Origin of the sequence: Mucilaginibacter ginsenosidivorans, from assembly GCF_007971025.1 — a bacterium.
Taxonomy (GTDB): domain Bacteria; phylum Bacteroidota; class Bacteroidia; order Sphingobacteriales; family Sphingobacteriaceae; genus Mucilaginibacter; species Mucilaginibacter ginsenosidivorans.
In genome coordinates this window covers 4,906,152-4,925,330 of record NZ_CP042436.1, presented here as the reverse complement: position 1 = coordinate 4,925,330, position 19,179 = coordinate 4,906,152, and the positions used below count along the sequence as shown (strand labels likewise).

The 19,179-nt window shown below is 46.0% G+C and carries 18 protein-coding genes and 1 tRNA gene; 11 read left to right on the top strand and 8 right to left on the bottom strand.

Annotated elements, in window-relative coordinates; all coding sequences use genetic code 11:
• Nucleotides 1-40: 40 nt before the first annotated feature.
• Nucleotides 41-595 carry an RNA polymerase sigma-70 factor gene (locus FRZ54_RS22470; protein WP_228462738.1) on the bottom strand — a complete coding sequence of 185 codons (555 nt, stop codon included), beginning with the start codon at nucleotides 593-595 and terminating at the stop codon, nucleotides 41-43.
• A gap of 293 nt (nucleotides 596-888) precedes the next feature.
• On the opposite strand from FRZ54_RS22470, the gene FRZ54_RS22465 reads away from it, so the two are divergent.
• From FRZ54_RS22465 to FRZ54_RS22455, 3 genes are all read left to right on the top strand, one after another.
• Nucleotides 889-1,872 carry a FecR family protein gene (locus FRZ54_RS22465; protein ID WP_147034048.1) on the top strand — a complete coding sequence of 328 codons (984 nt, stop codon included), beginning with the start codon at nucleotides 889-891 and terminating at the stop codon, nucleotides 1,870-1,872.
• A gap of 268 nt (nucleotides 1,873-2,140) precedes the next feature.
• Complete coding sequence (locus FRZ54_RS22460; RefSeq protein ID WP_147034047.1) at nucleotides 2,141-5,575, top strand: SusC/RagA family TonB-linked outer membrane protein; 3,435 nt, start codon at nucleotides 2,141-2,143, stop codon at nucleotides 5,573-5,575.
• A 17-nt stretch (nucleotides 5,576-5,592) separates the two neighbouring features.
• On the top strand, nucleotides 5,593-7,131 hold the full coding sequence (locus FRZ54_RS22455; RefSeq protein ID WP_147034046.1) for a SusD/RagB family nutrient-binding outer membrane lipoprotein: 1,539 nt from the start codon (nucleotides 5,593-5,595) through the stop codon (nucleotides 7,129-7,131).
• 195 nt (nucleotides 7,132-7,326) lie between these two features.
• Here FRZ54_RS22455 and FRZ54_RS22450 read toward each other — a convergent pair whose 3' ends face one another.
• Together FRZ54_RS22450 and FRZ54_RS22445 are read right to left on the bottom strand one after the other, a co-directional pair.
• On the bottom strand, nucleotides 7,327-7,665 hold the full coding sequence (locus FRZ54_RS22450; RefSeq protein WP_147034045.1) for a zinc ribbon domain-containing protein YjdM: 339 nt from the start codon (nucleotides 7,663-7,665) through the stop codon (nucleotides 7,327-7,329).
• Nucleotides 7,666-7,761: 96 nt separating this feature from the next.
• Nucleotides 7,762-7,834: transfer RNA gene (locus FRZ54_RS22445), tRNA-Phe, on the bottom strand.
• 168 nt (nucleotides 7,835-8,002) lie between these two features.
• Between FRZ54_RS22445 and FRZ54_RS22440 the strand changes: the two genes are divergently transcribed.
• Both FRZ54_RS22440 and FRZ54_RS22435 read left to right on the top strand, forming a co-directional pair.
• Nucleotides 8,003-9,301 (top strand): (Fe-S)-binding protein, encoded by a 1,299-nt coding sequence (locus tag FRZ54_RS22440; RefSeq protein WP_147034044.1) that lies wholly within the window; start codon nucleotides 8,003-8,005, stop codon nucleotides 9,299-9,301.
• A gap of 108 nt (nucleotides 9,302-9,409) precedes the next feature.
• Nucleotides 9,410-10,201: a (Fe-S)-binding protein gene (locus FRZ54_RS22435; RefSeq protein WP_147034043.1), complete on the top strand. Its 792-nt coding sequence runs from the start codon at nucleotides 9,410-9,412 to the stop codon at nucleotides 10,199-10,201.
• Between the two features lie 71 nt (nucleotides 10,202-10,272).
• Here the strand turns inward: FRZ54_RS22435 and FRZ54_RS22430 are convergent, their stop codons facing one another.
• Nucleotides 10,273-10,755: a hypothetical protein gene (locus tag FRZ54_RS22430; protein WP_147034042.1), complete on the bottom strand. Its 483-nt coding sequence runs from the start codon at nucleotides 10,753-10,755 to the stop codon at nucleotides 10,273-10,275.
• 46 nt (nucleotides 10,756-10,801) lie between these two features.
• Between FRZ54_RS22430 and FRZ54_RS22425 the strand changes: the two genes are divergently transcribed.
• Nucleotides 10,802-11,287 carry an ABC transporter ATPase gene (locus FRZ54_RS22425; protein WP_147034041.1) on the top strand — a complete coding sequence of 162 codons (486 nt, stop codon included), beginning with the start codon at nucleotides 10,802-10,804 and terminating at the stop codon, nucleotides 11,285-11,287.
• Between the two features lie 27 nt (nucleotides 11,288-11,314).
• Here FRZ54_RS22425 and FRZ54_RS22420 read toward each other — a convergent pair whose 3' ends face one another.
• From FRZ54_RS22420 to FRZ54_RS22410, 3 genes are read right to left on the bottom strand one after another with little or no spacing between them, the layout of a single operon-like run.
• Nucleotides 11,315-13,108 carry a DNA polymerase III subunit gamma/tau gene (locus FRZ54_RS22420; RefSeq protein WP_147034040.1) on the bottom strand — a complete coding sequence of 598 codons (1,794 nt, stop codon included), beginning with the start codon at nucleotides 13,106-13,108 and terminating at the stop codon, nucleotides 11,315-11,317.
• A 45-nt stretch (nucleotides 13,109-13,153) separates the two neighbouring features.
• Entirely contained in the window at nucleotides 13,154-13,864 is a 711-nt protein-coding gene (locus FRZ54_RS22415) for a LytR/AlgR family response regulator transcription factor (RefSeq protein WP_147034039.1), read from the bottom strand.
• The gene (locus FRZ54_RS22410; protein WP_147034038.1) at nucleotides 13,865-14,836 is read right to left on the bottom strand and encodes a sensor histidine kinase; all 972 of its coding nucleotides are present in this window, start codon (nucleotides 14,834-14,836) and stop codon (nucleotides 13,865-13,867) included. It lies immediately after the preceding gene.
• A 351-nt stretch (nucleotides 14,837-15,187) separates the two neighbouring features.
• Here FRZ54_RS22410 and FRZ54_RS22405 point away from each other — a divergent pair, with 351 nt between their 5' ends.
• The gene (locus tag FRZ54_RS22405; RefSeq protein WP_147034037.1) at nucleotides 15,188-15,505 is read left to right on the top strand and encodes a DOMON domain-containing protein; all 318 of its coding nucleotides are present in this window, start codon (nucleotides 15,188-15,190) and stop codon (nucleotides 15,503-15,505) included.
• Entirely contained in the window at nucleotides 15,487-17,388 is a 1,902-nt protein-coding gene (locus FRZ54_RS22400) for a DUF5916 domain-containing protein (RefSeq protein ID WP_187359697.1), read from the top strand. The genes FRZ54_RS22405 and FRZ54_RS22400 overlap by 19 nt, the downstream gene beginning before the upstream one ends.
• Nucleotides 17,389-17,421: 33 nt before the next feature.
• Here FRZ54_RS22400 and FRZ54_RS22395 read toward each other — a convergent pair whose 3' ends face one another.
• Nucleotides 17,422-17,649, bottom strand: coding sequence for a hypothetical protein (locus FRZ54_RS22395; protein WP_147034035.1), 228 nt, complete (start codon nucleotides 17,647-17,649; stop codon nucleotides 17,422-17,424).
• A gap of 337 nt (nucleotides 17,650-17,986) precedes the next feature.
• Here FRZ54_RS22395 and rpsF point away from each other — a divergent pair, with 337 nt between their 5' ends.
• The 3 genes from rpsF to rplI are packed head-to-tail and all read left to right on the top strand — an operon-like array spanning nucleotide 17,987 to nucleotide 19,078.
• Complete coding sequence (gene rpsF, locus FRZ54_RS22390) at nucleotides 17,987-18,355, top strand: 30S ribosomal protein S6 (protein ID WP_147034034.1); 369 nt, start codon at nucleotides 17,987-17,989, stop codon at nucleotides 18,353-18,355.
• Nucleotides 18,355-18,618 (top strand): 30S ribosomal protein S18, encoded by a 264-nt coding sequence (gene rpsR / locus FRZ54_RS22385; RefSeq protein WP_147034033.1) that lies wholly within the window; start codon nucleotides 18,355-18,357, stop codon nucleotides 18,616-18,618. The genes rpsF and rpsR overlap by 1 nt, the downstream gene beginning before the upstream one ends.
• Before the next feature lie 16 nt (nucleotides 18,619-18,634).
• The gene (gene rplI, locus FRZ54_RS22380; RefSeq protein WP_147034032.1) at nucleotides 18,635-19,078 is read left to right on the top strand and encodes a 50S ribosomal protein L9; all 444 of its coding nucleotides are present in this window, start codon (nucleotides 18,635-18,637) and stop codon (nucleotides 19,076-19,078) included.
• Nucleotides 19,079-19,179 lie beyond the last annotated feature (101 nt).

The window sequence follows — 19,179 nt, the reverse complement described above, 5'->3', positions numbered from 1 at the left end:
AGATTTGTCTGTTTCGAATAAAAGTAAAGAGTATCAGGTACTATTTATCCCAGAAATAGAACAGGAGAGCTATAAGGTGCAGGTAATTACCCATGGATGTCCTTAATATCCGTAATGCCTTACGCATATGCTGCTCCACGGTATTCACTGAAATATCAAGGTGCGCGGCAATTTCTTTATGGGGCAGGCCCTCGCTGCGGCTCAGCAGAAATACCGTACGGCATTGCAGCGGAAGTTTTTTTATTTCTTCGTTTATCTGCATTTCCAATTCTTTACCCTGAAGTTGCGAGATGGCGGTTTCTGTTACGACGGGCTGTTGCAGCACAACGTATTGTTCATATCGTTTTTGAACGCTTTGGTGACGATAGTGATTTAAAATGCGGTTTTTTAGCGCCACATATAAGTAAGCCGGTAAAGAAGTTTTGGGGTCGAACGAATCTCGACGCTCGAACAGGCTAATAAACACATCCTGCACAAATTCCTGCGCTGTTTCAGTGTCGTCAATTTTCTTTGAGGCAACAGACAGCAGTTTTACAACATGCCTTTTATATAAAATTTCAAATGCATATTCGGTGCCTTGCTGCCAAAGCGCAATTAATTCAGCGTCGCTATATTGATCAATAGGGTTGATACCAGCTAAAATTAATAGTTAAAAAGGGCAAACAGTTCCTTTTCAAACACTTTCGAATGCACGGGAAAGTTTCGAAAACGATATTAATAAAAATATTCCGAGTCTGGATGCTTTATAGGCAATTTTTTTAATAAGTAGCAGTACAATTGCTTATTTTTTTAAAATGAGCGGAGCTTCAAAAGAAAATTTCAAAAAAAGCCGATGTTAAGTAACGGTGATGCCAGGGTTAAGTGTTTTATATTTTGTAAACGCTTACAATGGAAACCAAACGACTGAATTATTTACTGGATCGTTATTATAAAGGGATATGCACACCTGATGAAGATGCCGAATTAAACGCCTGGTATCAATCACTCGATGTTAATGACCGGTCATTCGAAGATATTATCCGCTCGGCAGGAGGTGAAGATGAATTGGCGAAAGATATGTTCGTGCGGTTCAGGGGCCGTATCGATAAGGAAGCCGGTATTCGCCGCATCAACCCCATTAGGTGGATAACCCGCGTCGCTGCGGTATTGGTAGGGTTCGGTTTATTGGCCGGAGCATATTATTTATTCAACAGGGTAGAACCGGCGCCAAACCGGATAGCGGTTGCGGTACCCGAAAAGAAAAACGAAAACCAGTTTATTACACTTGCGGATGGAAGTAAAGTGGTATTGCGGCACGGCAGCACACTTCACTATCCCGCGGCCTTCAATAGGAGCAAGCGCGAGGTGGAGCTGATTGGCGAAGCGTATTTCGATATTCATCACGACGAAAATAAGCCGTTTGTAATTCATACAGGCACTATAAAGACCACGGTTTTAGGTACAGCCTTTGACATTGCGGCCTATCCTTCACAAAAGAAAGTAGTGGTTACTGTTACCAGGGGAAAGGTAAAAGTTGAAGACGACCATAAGATATTGGTAATACTTACGCCGAATGAACAGGTAGTTTGTGATAACCGGACCGCAGTGGCTCAGAAAACGAAAGTTGAGGCATCGAAGTCGTTAACGTGGGCGGGTAGCGATATGGTGTTCGACGGCGAGTCGTTCAAATCAATTGCAACTTTGCTAGGTAAACGCTACCAGGTAACCATCGAATTTAAGAACCCGGCGCTTGAACAATGCCCTATCACGGCATCATTTACCGGTACAGAAACCCTGAAAGAGATTCTCGAAATATTATGTACTGCCCGCGGCACTACCTATAAGTTTGAAAATGCACAAAAAATTACCATTGATGGCAATGGCTGTAATTAAAATGATCACCGTTAAAAAAAAACCAACGCGTATGGATAAATAAAAGAAAAGCAGGTACAACTTAGCAAAAAAAGCAAGTGATTCTCTGGGGAAGCAGGGAGTTCACGCAGAAAAAACAAACTCCCAGCCGGGAAGCAATGGGAGTTTGAAGTCGAAAAATTTTGGTGAAAACTTTTAAACTATACAAAGAATGCAAAAAAATACTGCTTTTGCAAAGCGGCCGTTTAGTGCCGCTCAATTATGCACACATATTGGTTTTCCGTTTATCATGAGATTAAGTGTTTGCTGTTGTTCCATTATGCTGATTACGGCCCAGCTGCTGCTGGCAAAGACGGGTAATTCGCAAAATATAAAGGACGAAACGATCACGATAGAAGCGAAAAATGAACCGCTGAAGAAAACCCTCAAAAAAATTGAAAAACTTTCAGGTTTCCAGATGGCCTATCCTTCTGAAAAAATTGTTCTATATCAAAACATCACAATACCAAAAGAAACCCGTACCGTCGAAAAAACCTTGAAGTTAATTCTCGACAATACTGATCTCGATTTCAAGCAGTTTGACAAAAAGATCATCATCTTTGAGAAAAGCGACGTCAAAAATAAATCGTCCGACGCCATTGGTCCGCCGAACAGCAGGGCAGAATATACGGCGGGGGTGCTGAAAGGCAAGGTTTATTTCGATGACAATTCGCAGCCTGTTCCGGGTGCGTCGGTGATCTTAAAAAACGACCCCGGCGTTGGGACCACTACAAATAATGCAGGAGAATTTGAATTAAACATCCCCGATAAATATAACGGCAAGCCGGTTACCGTTGTTGTGGCCTACATTGGGTACAACAAGGAGGAGGTAACGGCGGCTAACCTGAGTTCGCTGTTGATCATCAGGCTGAAACCGGCCTCGAGCGCATTGAGCGAGGTTGTGGTAACAGCGCTTGGTATCAGGAAGGAAAGAAAAGCCGTAGGTTTTTCTGTTACCGAAGTTAAGGGCGAGGATCTTGTGCAGGCCCGTGAGGTAAACGTTGCCAACGCGCTGGAAGGTAAAGTGGCCGGCGTTAATGTATCAAGCCTTGCAAGCGGGCCGGGTGGTTCGAGCAGGGTGGTGATACGGGGCAGCGGAAGTATTGCGGGTAACAACCAGCCGTTGTACGTAGTTAATGGTATGCCTATCGATAATGTACCATCCACGCCCAATACAACCAATGGCTCGGGAACCAGCCTGAACGTGGATAACGGCGACGGTATAAGCGGTATCAACCCGGACGATATTGAGTCTATCAGTGTTTTGAAGGGCGGCACGGCATCCGCATTGTATGGTTCACGCGCATCCAACGGTGTCATCCTGATAACTACCAAAAAAGGGGCCGCCCAAAAAGGGGTCGGGGTTGAATACAACTCCACTTTTGCAGCCGAAACGCCGCTGGTTATACCCGACTGGCAGTATCAGTACGGCGAAGGGAAGTTCGGTACCGTGGTTACCAACCAGCAGGACGCCATTTCATACGGACGTTTATCCTTCGGCGCAAAACTTGATGGTTCAAGCGTCATACAATTCGACGGCGTGTCGAGACCCTACATTGCACAGAAAAACAACATCAAAAACTTTTACAATACCGGAAAAACTTTTACTAATACAGTTGCATTTACGGGTGGTTCAGAGGCGCTCAATTTCAGGTTCTCGGTTTCCGATCTGAATAATAAAGGCATTGTGCCGAACAATTCGCTGGATAAGAAGATATCCAACCTGAATGTGAACGCCAAATTAGGCAAGAACCTGAGCATTGAAGCCGTAGCTCAGTACAATGTTGAAAATAATATCAACCGGCCCGGTTTGGGCGATGCATTGGGCAACCCCAACTGGGGTACTTATATGATAGCCAATTCGGTGGATATCCGTAACCTGGCGCCAGGCTACGATGCCAACGGCAATGAGACCTTATGGAATGTTTCGGGCTATGCATCAAACCCTTATTTTGTTGTTAACCGGTTCCAGGAAAAAGACACCAAGAACCGTTTTATCGGCTACGCCAGTGTTAAATATAATTTGCTGGACAACTTATTTATCAAGGGCCGTGTGAGCGACGATTATTTGTCGTACGATTATACAGGCATTACGCCAACCGGTACAGCTTATGCACCGCAGGGGGTAATGAACGTAACGAAGTACAGCACCTCTGAAATAAACTCAGAACTTACACTGAACTATAACACTAAATTCCTTAAGGATTTTAATGTGAATGTGCTGGCAGGCGGTAACAAGCAGCAGCATACACTTGATGGTGTGGAGGTTGACGGAAGTAACTTTAATATTCCCTTCTTTTATAGCCTGTCCAATGTAAACGCAGTGGTTACCCTGCCCAAATACACCAAAACTGCGGTCAACTCGGTTTTTGCATCCGCAGATTTTGACTATAAGGGTATCGCTTACCTGAGTGTGACCGGGAGAAATGATTGGTTCTCGACCCTGAGCATTGAGGACGATCATATCTTTTACCCGTCGGTGAGCGGAAGCTTCATCCTTTCAGAAGCCACCAGGCTGCCCGAATGGATCAGCTATGCCAAATTAAGAGCCTCGTGGGCCCAGGTAGGCGGCGGCGCACCGAACCCTTATGGTATTAACCTCACCTACAGCCAGCTGGCGGGCAGCACCATTCCGCTTCAGCAGATAAGCCGCGACGTAAACGGCGACCTGGTTGTGCCCAACAGCAAGTTAAAGCCTTATATCTCGCAAACCTTCGAGGTGGGCACAGAGCTGAAATTCTTTAAGAACCGTTTGGGGCTGGACCTCGCGCTGTATAACCGGACAACGATCAATGACATCGTTCCGGCTAACGTCGACCCATTATCCGGGTTTAGTTCGGCATACCTCAACATAGGTAAAATAAGCAACAAGGGTATTGAACTGTTGCTGACGGGCAGGCCCGTGAAGGCGGACCACTTTACCTGGGATGTAACTTACACCTACTCGTACAACAAGAACACGGTTGAGAAACTGGCCGCCGGCCAGAACAGTTTCTTCCTGGGTACAGCGGTCAATAGTTATGTTTCTATCTACGCCGAAGTTGGTAAGCCCTATGGACAGTTACAGGCTTATGCACTTAAAAAAGATGCGCAGGGTCGCACGGTATATGCGGCAAACGGCAACGAGGAACAGGGCGCCCCTGTGGACCTGGGCACTGGCGTAGCGCCTTCGGCAATGAGCATTACCAACAGCTTTAACTATCACAGGTTTAATTTCAGCTTTTTGATAGACGGGAAATACGGCAACAAAATATATTCGGGTACCAACCTTTACGGCGACCGCTTCGGTTTGTTGAAGAGTACCCTGCCTGGCAGGGAGAGCGGGTTGGCACTCAGCGGTGTGGACGACGGCGGACAGCCGTTCAACTACACCGTTCCGGTGAGCGACCTTGCCAATTTTTATGATAACCGCAAAAATATATCGAGCTTTTTTGTTTACGACGGCAGTTTCATCAAGTTAAGGCAGGTGATATTCGGTTATAACGTTCCGGCAAAGCATATCGGATCGGTAAAGATCCAGTCGCTGAACGTTTCGTTTGTTGCGCGAAACTTGTTGATCCTGTACAAAAAAGCGCCGAATATCGACCCGGAATCAACCTTTACGGCGGGTAACGAGCAAGGTTTGGAAATGTTTGGCGTTCCGCGTACCCGCAGTTACGGTTTAAACTTAATGGTGAAATTCTAATTTTTCGAATGATGAAAATGAAAAAAATATATTTAGGCGTATGCCTGGTATCCATAATTGCCATTATGACGCCGGCATGCAAAAAGAATTTTGTGGCTATCAATACCGACCCCAACGCCATATCATCGCCTACGGTTCCTTACCTGTTCTCAAAGGCCGAACTGGACGCCTTTAACGCAAATTATTATGCTTCGCAGATATCAAACGTGGCGGGCTTTATCCAGCACTTTGCCAATTATAAACTCGCATCGGGTTTTGGCGATAAATACCTTACCAATAACGAGGGCGGCGCAGCATTAAATGTTTACTATCAAAACACAGTGAGCGAGATCAGCGATGTGATCAGGGCAAGTTCAGACCCTGCAGATGTAAACAAATTAGCCGAGGCACGGATATGGCGCGTTTATGTGATGCACCGGATGACCGACCAGTTCGGCGATCTGCCTTACTCCCAGGCTGCGCAGGGGTACGTTAACAATACGTTTTTCCCGGTTTATGATGCGCAGTCGGATATTTACAGTGACATGCTGAACGAACTGGATGCGGCTGCACAGGCCTTCGACGCCGGTAAAGCTACTTTCGGCACGGCGGACCTGCTATACGGGGGGAATATCAGCAACTGGAAAAAATTTGCCTATTCGCTGATGCTGCGCCTGGGCATGCGCCTGACGAAAGTGGACCCGGCAAACGCACAAAAATGGGTTCAGAAGGCGATAGCGGGCGGTGTGATACTGAACGATGCAGACATTGCGGTAATGAAATATCAGTCGGGTTCTATCAATATCAACCGCAACCCCATCGCTGTCGAATTGATCGGAAACGACTATTCGGCTACAGCCTATGGCCTTAACCTGATAGAAGGCGATAAATACAGCAATACCTATATTAATTACTTGAAAAACAATAACGATCCGCGTTTGAGTGTGCTGGCGGTTGTATGGAACTACCAGGACCCGAATAACCCGGTGCCCGACACTACTGCGGCGAACCAGAAAGGGATGCCCAACGGGCTAACTTCGCAGCCGGTCAATTTCGAGTCGTACTCCGAGCCTAATCCTGCTACCATACTGCAATATACCGCCCCCCTGATGGTGCTAACCAATGCGGAAACCAACCTGCTGCTTGCTGAAGCGACGCTGAGGGGCTGGACCACCGAGGGCACGGCCGCCACATATTATAGTGCCGGTGTAACAGCGGCCATGCACCAGTGGGCGCTTTATGGCAGTGCAGGTGCTATTTCGGCAGTAAAAATAGATGCTTACCTGGCAGCGCACCCGTTAGCGCCGGGTACATTCGATCAGCAAATGGAACAGATACATACCCAATTTTGGGCCTCGCTGATCTACGACGAATACGAGTCGTTCTCAAACTGGCGCCGGACCGGTTACCCTGTTCTGACGCCCGTTAACTACCAGGGAAATAACTCCAACGGCACCATACCACGCAGGATGATGTACCCGCTTTCGGAGGCATCCATCAACACTGCAAATTACAATGCAGCCGTGTCCCGGCAGGGTCCCGACCTGCTAACCACGCATGTATGGTGGGATAAATAACCACGTCGTTAATTTGGTTACATAGTTAGTTGATTACCAGGGGAGGCCGAAAGCTTTTCCTGGTTTTTTTATGGCCTGATTTAGGTGGACGGGTAACCATGTTTTCTACACTTAGTTTCCGCGCGGGCAAACCAAACGAAAAAAGCCTTCAGCTTTACACTGGAAGGCCTTCTGAACGGCAAAAGCAACCGATAGTTAGGCTTTCTTCACAAACTCAGATTTGAGCGCCATGGCGCCGAAACCATCTATCTTACAGTCAATGTTATGGTCGCTGTCCACCAGGCGAATATTTTTGACCTTAGTGCCGGCCTTTATGCTTTGGGATGAACCTTTTACCGGGAGATTTTTTATGATCACCACAGCATCGCCATTTTGTAAAATATTACCATTGCAATCTTTTACAACAAATTCATTCTTGCCGGCGTCATCTTCTTCCGGGCTCCATTCGTGACCACACTCCGGGCAGACAAGCAGGCCATCCATTTCATAGGTGAAGGCCGATTTACACAATGGGCAGGGGGGTAGCTCTGTCATAAACTTTTATAGATAATATCGTTTGTAAAGGTTCTCTCGGCTTCCATTACAAAAAAACCTTCAGACTTGCGGCTGAAGGTTTTTGACTTTTAAGAGTGGTATCAGCTGGAATCGAACCAGCGACACAAGGATTTTCAGTCCTTTGCTCTACCAACTGAGCTATGATACCGTCCCGTTGGGGCTGCAAATGTAAGCTGTTTTTTTGTTTATGAAAACTTTTTTTGAAAAAAGCTTTTTGGAAAACGAATTTCAACCAATCAACTTAATCAACCATTCAACTCCCCTTTGACATTTCAAGTTTAAAATTAACTTTGACAAAAATTACTATGCACGCATAATGATCGGGCAAATCATATTCATCATCATACTGGCTGCCGCCATTTGGCTTTTCAGCAAAAATGTTGGCAAGATCAGGCGAAATATTTTATTGGGAAGAGATACCGACCGCTCGGATAACCCGGGCGAAAGGTGGAAAACCATGGCGCTGGTAGCGCTGGGTCAAAGCAAAATGGTGAAGCGGCCGTTCGCCGCAGTGATGCACCTTTTTATTTATGTGGGGTTTGTGATTATTAACATTGAGGTGTTGGAGATACTGGTAGATGGGGTATTCGGCTCGCACCGGGTGTTCTCGCATCCCCTCGGTGGCTTGTATGGCCTGCTGATTGGCGGGTTCGAGATACTGGCGGTGCTGGTGCTGGTGGCTTGTGTTACTTTCCTTATCCGCCGGAATATCGGTAAGCTGAAACGCTTCAGCGGGGTGGAGATGACGGCATGGCCGAAGTCGGACGCTAATTATATCCTCATCATCGAGATATTGCTAATGACGGCTTTCCTGACGATGAACGCTGCCGACCATAAGCTGCAATTGCTAAACTTCGGGCACTATATTAAAGCGGGAAATTTTCCGGTAAGCGATCTGCTCGGTCCGCTATTGCCGGATCGCGCTTCAGCGCTTGAAATGATAGAACGCGGTTGCTGGTGGTTCCATATCATCGGCATACTGGCGTTTTTGAATTACCTGCCTTATTCCAAGCATTTCCATATCCTGCTGGCTTTCCCGAATGTGTATTATTCCAATCTGAACCCTAAAGGGAAATTTACCAATATGGCTTCGGTTACGAACGAGGTGAAAGCGATGCTCGATCCGTCTTTCGTACCCGAACCGGCGGAAGTAAGCCGTTTTGGCGCCAAAGACGTAACCGACCTCACCTGGAAGAACCTGATGGAGGCCTATACCTGTACGGAATGCGGCAGGTGTACGTCGGTATGCCCGGCAAACCAGACGGGGAAGCTGCTGTCGCCGCGAAAGATCATGATGGATACCCGCGACCGCATAACCGAAATAGGGAAGGGGATAGACCAAAACGGCAAGGATTTTAAGGACGATAAAACCCTGCTTGATAACTACATTACCCGCGAGGAGCTTTGGGCCTGCACCACCTGTAATGCCTGTGTGGATGCCTGCCCTGTGAATATTAACCCGCTGGAGATCATAACCGAAATGCGGCGCTATGTGGTGATGGAAGAATCGCAGGCGCCGGCGAGTTTAAACAACATGTTCGGCAATGTGGAGAACAACGGAGCGCCCTGGAAGTATTCAGCGGCGGACAGGTTGAATTGGAAGGAAGAGTCTTAAGTCGGAAGTCTTGAGTTGATAGTCCATGGTCGATAGTCCATGGAGCTTTGTGTAAAATAATAAAACTATGGTCTATGGTCTATCGTCCATCGACACTATGACGCATATATGAGTGAAGTACAAATATTGACCATGGCCGAAATGGCCGCCGCAGGCAAGGAACCCGAGATACTGTTTTGGGTGGGCTGTGCCGGTAGTTTTGATGAAAGGGCACAGCGCATTACGCGTGATATCTGCAAAATACTGAACCATGTGGGCATCAGCTTTGCGGTGTTGGGTACCGAGGAAAGCTGCACCGGCGACCCGGCCAAACGCGCGGGTAACGAGTTCCTGTTCCAGATGCAGGCCATGATGAATATACAGGTGCTGGACGTCTACAATACCAAAAAGATAGTTACAGGCTGCCCGCATTGCTTTAATACCATTAAAAACGAATACCCTGGCCTGGGCGGCAATTACGAGGTTATACACCACACGCAACTGATACAGCAACTGATCGACGAAGGCAGACTGAAAGCCGAAGGCGGCGAGAGTTTTAAAGGCAGGAGGATTACTTATCATGATCCTTGTTATTTAGGCAGGGGGAATGATGTCTACGAAGCGCCGCGAAAGGCTCTGGAGATTTTGGACGCCGATCTGGTGGAGATGAAGCGCTGCAGAAGCAACGGCCTTTGCTGTGGTGCGGGCGGTGCGCAGATGTTCAAGGAGCCGGAAAAGGGAACTAAGGACATTAATATAGAACGTATGGAGGATATACTGGAAAGCAAAGCCACAATTGTGGCCGCTGCCTGCCCCTTCTGCATGACGATGTTGCGCGATGGTGTAAAAGGCAAGGACAAAGAGCAAGAGATACAGGTGCTGGATGTTGCGGAGATTACAGTGAGGGTGAACGGGTTGTAATGCCCGACGTACACGGGCTAACCCCTTCCTGCCCTTCCCCGGGGAGAAAGAATCGCGCAAGCTGGCGCTTTTTATAACCCGCCTGTCTTAAAAAATAACAACGCACTTCGCAAACTATCTAGCCTTTCGGGTTCCATATTCTTAACCGGAAGGTCCAATGCGGTAGCCATTGAATCGACATTGCCTTTGGGGTCGTCGTACGTTTGGACGATGATATCGTCCTTGTCGGCCTTTAGCTCCAGGGTGCCGTGGCTGATGTCGCCGAAATAATCCAGGTCGTTAAACAGATGCAAATGCAGCGAAAAATATTCCTGCTTGCCATGTTGAAAAGTTTTCCGAAGGCGCAGAAAATGTTCGGACGAGATGGTAAGTTCCCAATTCTTCAATTTAGCTTCGCCGGAAGGGTCGTAGCATTCGTGGAGGCATTTGTTGCTCCATTGCAGCCATTCCTGTTCATCCATTTTGGGCTTTCCATGATATTTGAAGGCCAAAACAGGTATAATGGCGAGTAGTATCACAAATTTCGGAGCCTTTGAAAGAAGTGATTTAAACATGACAACGATCACCTATCCTAAATTAATAAATTGAGTATTTTTGTAAATGCAATTTTCTGAACACTCCCGGGTTTGGGTGTACCAATCCGACAAAGAATTAACGGACGAACAGGTTTTAGGGTTACTTAGCCGGCTAAATAAATTTGCCGCTGAGTGGACCGCTCACAACCACCAACTGAAAGCTAAGGCCGAGGTGCGGTACAAGCGGTTCCTAATCCTTATTGTTGATGAAAGCCAGGCAGGGGCAAGCGGTTGCTCCATTGATAAGTCGGTGAATTTTATGAAGGGCATAGAGCGGGAATTCGGCATTAACCTGTTCGACCGTTTCAATTTTGCGTATCGTGACCGCGAAAAAGTGCTTTCTGCGCCACGGAGCGAGTTTGAGGAACTGCTCAAGTCGGGGCGGATAGGAACAAATACGATCGTATTCAATAACCTGGTTCAGGACCTGCTTCAATTGGAAACCAAATGGGAAGTGCCCTTTAAAGAAAGCTGGCACCCGGCTTTGTTTGGAGATTTGGTTGCAAATTAGAAAAGCCTGTCATTTCCCTGCACGTTTTTAATAATCCGTTTCCAGGTTAAATCGCCGTTTCAATTCAGTAAGTTGTGGATTCTTGCTTGCCATGTGCTGAAATTTCTCCGTATTGGTATAGGGCCTTTTGGTTGCCTTTATTTCGTCGACACGGGTATGAACTTCCAGATCGAAATTCTTCAAATTTGTACGCAGGTAGTTTAAAATATTGTGCTTATCGTCCCTGAACAGTGTTTCCTGCGATTTATTTCCAACGATCACCTCAAATTTATAAGACTCCAGCATTACCGGGGTATTCGAAATAAATACCGTGAACAAACTCATGTTCCCTTCCCCTTTTATCTTCGCTGCGTAATCGGTCCAATGCTTCAGGAAGTCGTCCATCGTAAAATCTTCCTTGTCGTCTCCCTTTAAATAAGGATCGTCCTCTTCAACCGCTGCCACCGCCTGGTTGCTGAGGTCCTTTAAAGAGGGGATTTTTACCGATGTCGACGCACTGCCCGAATTTGGAATGAACACTTTTGGCTTTTCCACAGGCGCTGGCTCTGTTACAGGCTTTTGAGGCTCTGTTTTCGGGGCTTCTGTTTTGGCGTAAACCGTTGGCTGATCACGCAGCACGGGCACTTCATCCTTCGCGGTGTTCTCCGCTTGTGATTTTAACTCTGGGGTATCAGGTTTTTTTTTTAACTGCTCCTGTGGGGCAGCCGGCGCGGTAAGCATATTGAATGCCGAAGGCAGATGACACATTTTAAGCAGGGAAAGCTCCACCTGCAGCCGCTGATTTTTACTAAGCTTGTAACTTAGGTCGCACTGGTTAGCGATGTTCATAGCGGATAGCATGAACGAAACCGAAGCCGCCTGCGACTGCTGCAAATACTTCGCCTTTATGCCTTCGCTTACTTCAAGCAGCTTAATGGTGGCTGCATCCTTACTTACCAGCAGGTTGCGGAAGTGTTCCGACAAACCCGATATAAAATGTGACCCGTCGAATCCTTTCGATAATATCTCGTCGAAAAGCAACAAGGTTCCGGCCGTATCTTCCTTCAACAGGCTGTCTATGATATTGAAATAGTAGTCGTAGTCGAGGATATTCAGGTTGTCAATTACCGTGCGGTAAGTAACCTTGCCGTCCGAGAAGCTGACGATCTGGTCGAACATCGACAAAGCATCCCTTAAACCACCGTCGGCCTTTTGGGCGATGATGTGCAGTGCATCGGCTTCGTAGCTTATATTTTCCTTTGCCGCGATGGATGCCAGGTGGCCGGCCATATCTTCAACTCTTATTCGGTTGAAATCAAATATCTGGCAGCGCGACAGGATAGTTGGCAGTATCTTATGTTTTTCGGTAGTGGCTAAGATGAAAATGGCGTAGTGCGGTGGTTCCTCCAGCGTTTTAAGGAAAGCGTTAAAAGCCGCCTGGGACAACATGTGCACCTCATCGATGATATATATCTTGTACCTGCCCGCCTGTGGTGGTATGCGCACCTGTTCTATCAGGCTGCGGATATCATCCACCGAGTTGTTGGAAGCAGCATCCAGTTCGTGGATATTGAACGAATTTCCGTTTTGGAACGACACGCACGAATGGCAAATGCCGCAAGCCTCGCCGTTAGGCTGCAGATTCTCGCAATTGATAGTTTTGGCCAGGATACGCGCACAGGTGGTTTTGCCCACACCACGCGGGCCGCAGAATAAAAACGCCTGGGCCAACTGGTTATTCTTAATAGCGTTTTTTAACGTATTAGTTATATGTTGCTGACCCACAACGGTATCAAACGTTGCAGGGCGATATTTGCGTGCCGAAACTATAAAATTATCCACTGCTGCTAAAGTAGCAAGAAACAGGTGCAGGTGCAAATTATAAAGCTATTCCGCTTTTAATTGTTTCAACACTTCGTTCTTGTACAGCCTGCCTATCGGCAGTTCAGAATCTGCCACCTGTATGTGTAAGCTTGTAAACGACCGTATATGGTCTATAGCTACTATAAACGAACGATGTATGCGCATAAACATGTCGTCAGGTAGTTTTTCTTCGAGGTGACTTATGCGCTCGTAACTTACTATGGTTTGTTCTTTTGTGATGATTTTGATGTAGTCACGCAGGCTTTCCACCCACAAAATATCTTTCAAAAATACCTTGATCATCTTCTTGTTCGACTTAAAATAAACAAACCGTTCCTCGCTCAGTGCCAGACCGCTGCTTACAGAGCTTGCACTTACCTGCACGGGCTGGAACTTATTGATTGCAATAACAAATCGTTCAAACGATATAGGCTTTAAAAGATAATCGAGTACGTTCAGGTCATAGCTTTCGAGAGCATAATCGCGGTAAGCGGTGGCCAAAATTACTTTAGGTGGATTTGAAAGTGTCTTGAGAAGGTTGATGCCATTAAGTACCGGCATTTTAATATCCAGGAATAGGAGGTCGATATGCCTGCTTTTTAATATGGAAATGGCATCAAGCGGATTGGTGCATTTGCCTGCCAGCTCCAGATGCGGAAATTGCAGGATATAGCTTTCCAACACGTTAAGGGCAAGCGGTTCATCATCCAGCAACAGGCATTTGATTTTTGCCATTTACGTTAAATTTATTTTCAGGTCAACTTCAAAGTAATCACTGTCAGATATCATTTCAAGCGAGTGCCTGTCTGGGTATAACAATTCGAGCCGGCGACGGATATTTTGCAAACCAATGCCATTTGCCTGCGGCGCAACCTGGGGTGTTTTGTTAAGACTGTTTTTTATTTTCATGTACAGCATATCATCCTTCAATTTAATATCTATGGTTATCCAGATATTATTCAGATCATTATCAAAGCCATGTTTGAAGGCATTTTCGACAAAGGGCAACATGATCAGTGGTGCAATTTGCCTGCCCTGCATATCGCCCGACCTGTTGAATGAAATATTCAAGCGATTACCATACCGCACGCGTTCCAGCTCCAGATAGCTTTTTAAGCGTTCAATATCTTTCAATAGCTCTATCCTTTCTTTTTCCGAATCGTAAAGCATATAGGATAGCAGATCCGATAACTTCAATACCACCCCGGGCGCAAGGTCTGATTTATCGAGGCAGAGGGAATAGATGTTATTTAAAGTATTGAACAAAAAATGCGGGTGAAGCTGCGCCCTAAGGTAACCCAATTCGGCTTTTAGCTTCGCCTGCACGAGTTCGTTATTTAATTGCTGCTGGTAATACCAGTAATTGAACAGCCTGAACCCGGTGGTGATGATGACCACACCGTTAATATTGTAAAAGATGTATTTAAGCAGACGGTAAGTATGAAAAAAGGGCAGATTGACCGTATCGGGAAAATATATTGGCGCGAGCCACAAGACATAGATTGCACGCATAATGAAAGCCATACCTAGGATCATTACGGACAGGCTGATCCCATACTTCCAGTATTTTCGCTTCATCAAAAATGCGGGTATTAGCCAGTAAAGGTTTAGGTATGCCACCAGCATCTTCTCGGGCAGCTCGTAAAGTTCAACATAAAACTGCCGTAAATAGGTATTTTCGTACGAACCCAGGAATATTGTGTTCATGGCTATCCACGCTACCCAGAAAATAACATGCGACAGCGTCCTGCTATTAGCGATATAAAAACTTTTTACCACTTTTCCGCCTTGTCAATAACACTTTTGCGGCCAATTAACCCGCCTGCTAAATTGTAAAAAACTATCTAATTTAACACTTTGACCGATAGGCAAATACGCTGAAATGCAGAAATATTAGACCAACAACATTTAACACAAGCCAAACAACAGGCAACAGGACGAATATGCCTTATGCATTTTTCGAAACGCAGTATAACAAGGCTTTGACTATACTGGTCTAAATTCACAAATCCGCATAGGCCGAAAGGTTTATTTCGCACCTGATTAATCCCAACGGAAATGCGAAATTCAATCTTTATTATTTCAGCTTTTATTCTCGCTATCAGCAATATCCCGCATCCTTTGCAGGCCCAAACCGCGGATCAAAAGGTCTTAAAGATCATGAAAACAAACGAGCCCGTAATTGTGGACGGTGCTGATGATGAGAAAGCATGGGCTGGTGCCATAAAAACCGATTGTTTCATTAATAAATGGCCGGTCGATACTGGTGCCGCCCCATTACAAACCGAGGTAAAACTATTATACGATGACAAATACCTGTATGTGTTTGCCAAATTACATGTAAAAAACTCGGGCAGTTGGTTATCCAATCCCTAAAAAGAGACGTAAACCCCTATTACAGTGAAGGCTTTTCGATAGTACTCGACCCCAGTAACCAAAAATCGTCCGGGTTCACATTCGGCGTCAACGCAAGCGGTGCACAGTTTGACGGCATCGTTCAATTAAACAGCGATTCATTCGAGATGGACGCTAAATGGTATTCGGCCACGAAAAGATATGACGGTTATTGGACGGCCGAAATGGCCATACCTTTTAAGTCGTTGCGGTTCCCGGCAAATGCGACGCAATGGGGAGTGAATTTTATCCGGAATGACATGACGAACAATTCCTTTTCAACCTGGAACAGGGTCCCTGTTGCGTATTTCGGGGCTAACCTGGGTTTTTTAGGCAAAGGAATATTTGAAGCGCCACCGGCAAAACCCGGCAGCAACAACGCGATATTACCTTATATTAACACGGGCATCAGTAACAACGGCAACAAAACAATCACTAAACCCAATGCCGGGTTAGATGCCAAGCTGGCGCTTACCTCATCGCTTAATCTTGATCTTACATTCAATCCCGATTTTTCGCAGGTGGATGTGGATCAGCAGGTCATCAACCTCACTCGTTATGATATTTCCTTCCCTGAAAAAAGGTCTTTTTTCCTGGAGAACGGTGATCTTTATTCAACTCTGGGTTCGCCTATCCTGCGCCCTATTTTTTCACGAAAAATAGGGCTAACTGAAAATGGCCAGGGCATATCGCTTATCGGGGGTACCCGCTTGAACGGTTACCTCGATTCGAAAACGAGGATCGAAGTGATGGATGTGCAATCAGGCCGTCAACAAAACAATCTTTATCAAAACTATTTTGCCGCTATTGTTCAACGGGAGATCCTTCAACATTCTAATGTAAGGGCTTTTTTCACCAATGTGCAATCAACTGGAGGCAAACAGGCACGAGCTTCGGATACGGGCCGGTTCAACCGCGTGTTTGGGACCGAGTTTAATTATGTAGCGCCCGGGAGCAATTACGATTTTGGAGCCAAATTTTCGGGTTCGCTTAGCCCCACGCATTTGGGCGACAACCTTTATAATACGCTTTATGTCGATTATTTCAGCCCAAAGGTAGCTGCAACAGTTGTATTTAACAGCGTAGGTAAAAACTATATTACCTTAACAGGCTTTACGCCGCGCATTAATAATTTTGATGCTGCGCGGGACAGTACGCTGCGGCTGGGTTATTATGAAAACACCAACATTGTAACCTATAGTATTTATCCTAAAAACAAAAAGGTTATAAATACACATGTTTTAACTTTTAACAGTTCGGTTTTCCTGAACGAGAATGGCAGCATGAATGAAACCGATCTGAACATGCAATACGCTATATTGTTTGCAAACAGGCGTACAGCGTCCATCACCTGGGCGCACCAGGACATTCACCTCCCGTTTGAAACGGGCATCCTGGCCGGCCTCGATAATTTCAAACCCGGGCATTATTCCTTCGGCTATTATACGTTCGATTACGAATCCAATTTCCTGCGGCCCTTCTCGTGGAGCGCCAGCGCCCAGGCAGGCAGCTACTTCAGCGGTAGCAGGGTATCGTTCACAGGGGGCGTCAAGCAGCGCATACAGCCCTGGGCCTACCTCGGCCTGAGCTTCAACTACAACTATGTAAAAGTGGCCGGTAACTCAGTGAAGCCCTTCATTGCCGCCCCCACGTTCGAATTCGATTTAAACAACAACATGTACCTCACCACTTTTGTGCAGTATAACAGCAGCTTGCGCAACGTCAACGTTAACAGTCGTTTCCAGTGGCGCTTTAAACCGCTGTCCGATATATTTCTGGTATACGCTGCCAATTACGCCTCGGTACCCACACCAGGCACAAATAATTATAAGTTGACTTTAAAAGTGGATTATTGGATAAATTAGAAGGAAAATACGAGACCGCTCTCCGGCACTGGTTTACTCGTCGTCCTCTTCCTCCTCGGGCAGGTGGTCGTCGTCATCCGGGTCCGGAGCGTCAAAATCCTCCTCCTCTACCTGTACCTCGTGCAGGTCGTCCAGATCCTCCAGTTCGTCGTCAAAGTCTTCATCATCATCGTCGTCCCAGCTTTCATCTTCCGGGCCCCATGAACTGTTGAATGCCGGGGCATCGTCGTTCAGATATTCGTTTTCAAGGTCAGTAAGCATAATAGTATAATTTAGTAATAATACGGGTCGACCGGTTTACAAGTTTAAATTTATTAAAAACTTTTTGCAATACGTTATTATACTTTTTTTAAGAATTTTTTGGCAGAACAATTACCTGTATGGGCGGCTAAAGCCCAGAGTGGGGCACCAGCATTCAGCTGTCTGTTGAGAGGCTACTTTAAAACCCGATAATAGTCATAGCAGTCATTCAACATATAAATCATAGTTCAAGCACTCCGCGACAACTTTTTTCATAAAAATTCTTAAAAATTCACTTTTTTCTTCCTACATTTGCAGCCCCGTAATAGCGGGTAAAACATTAAAACAAAGCAAGATAATGCAACAGTACGAAACCGTGATCATTCTTACCCCGTTGCTTTCGGAAGAAACTGCTAAGGAGGCTATTGCCAAATTCAGCAAGATCTTAACCGATGGCGGAGCCGAAATTGTCCAGGAGGATAATTGGGGTTTGAAGAAACTAGCGTACCCGATCCAAAAAAAGACGACAGGGTACTATCACTTAACAGAATACAAGGCTCCGGGTGATTTAATTAACAAATTGGAGGTTGAATTCCGTCGTGATGAGCGCGTTCTGCGTTTCCTCACTATTGCATTGGACAAACATGCCATTGCTTACAACGAGAAAAAACGCAGCGGTGCTTTCAACCAGAAAAAAACCGTTAAAGCAGAGGAGGCAGCAAAATAATGGCAAACGACCAGATCCAGTACGTTACCGCTCCCAAAGTGGAGGATAACCGCAAAAAATATTGCCGCTTCAAAAAGAACGGCATCAAGTACATCGATTACAAAGACGAGAAATTTCTTTTAAAGTTCATCAACGACCAGGGTAAAGTATTACCACGCCGTTTGACCGGTACTTCACTGAAATTTCAGCGTAAAGTGGCACAGGCTGTTAAGCGTGCACGCCACATCGGTTTACTTCCGTATGTAACAGATTCGTTAAAATAACCAGGAGGCAAACACAATGGAAGTTATTTTGAAACAAGACGTTAAGAACCTGGGCGAAAAAGACGATATCGTCAATGTAAAACCAGGCTATGGCCGCAACTACCTTATCCCAAAAGGCTTTGCGCAACAAGCCACTGAATCTGCCCGCAAAGTTTTGGCCGAAAACCTGAAACAGGCAGCATTCAAACAAGAGAAAATACGCAAGGACGCTGATGCTATTGCTGCTAAACTGGAAGGTGTAAAACTGACCATTGGCGCTAAAGCAGGCGAAACCGGTAAAATATTCGGTGCCATCAACACTATACAGATAGCCGACGCTTTGAAAAAAGAAGGCTTTGAGGTTGACCGCCGCCGCATCACTTTTGATACCGAACCTAAATTTGTTGGTGAATACACCGCAAACCTTAACCTGCACAAAGAAGTGAAGGTGAAAGTTCCGTTCGAAGTAGTAGCAGAGTAATTTTGATTTCGTCCCGATAGCTATCAGGATTAGATCTATAAAAGGTGTTTAGTAAAAGCTGAACACCTTTTTTGTTGAACAAAGTCTCTGTATACTCTGTG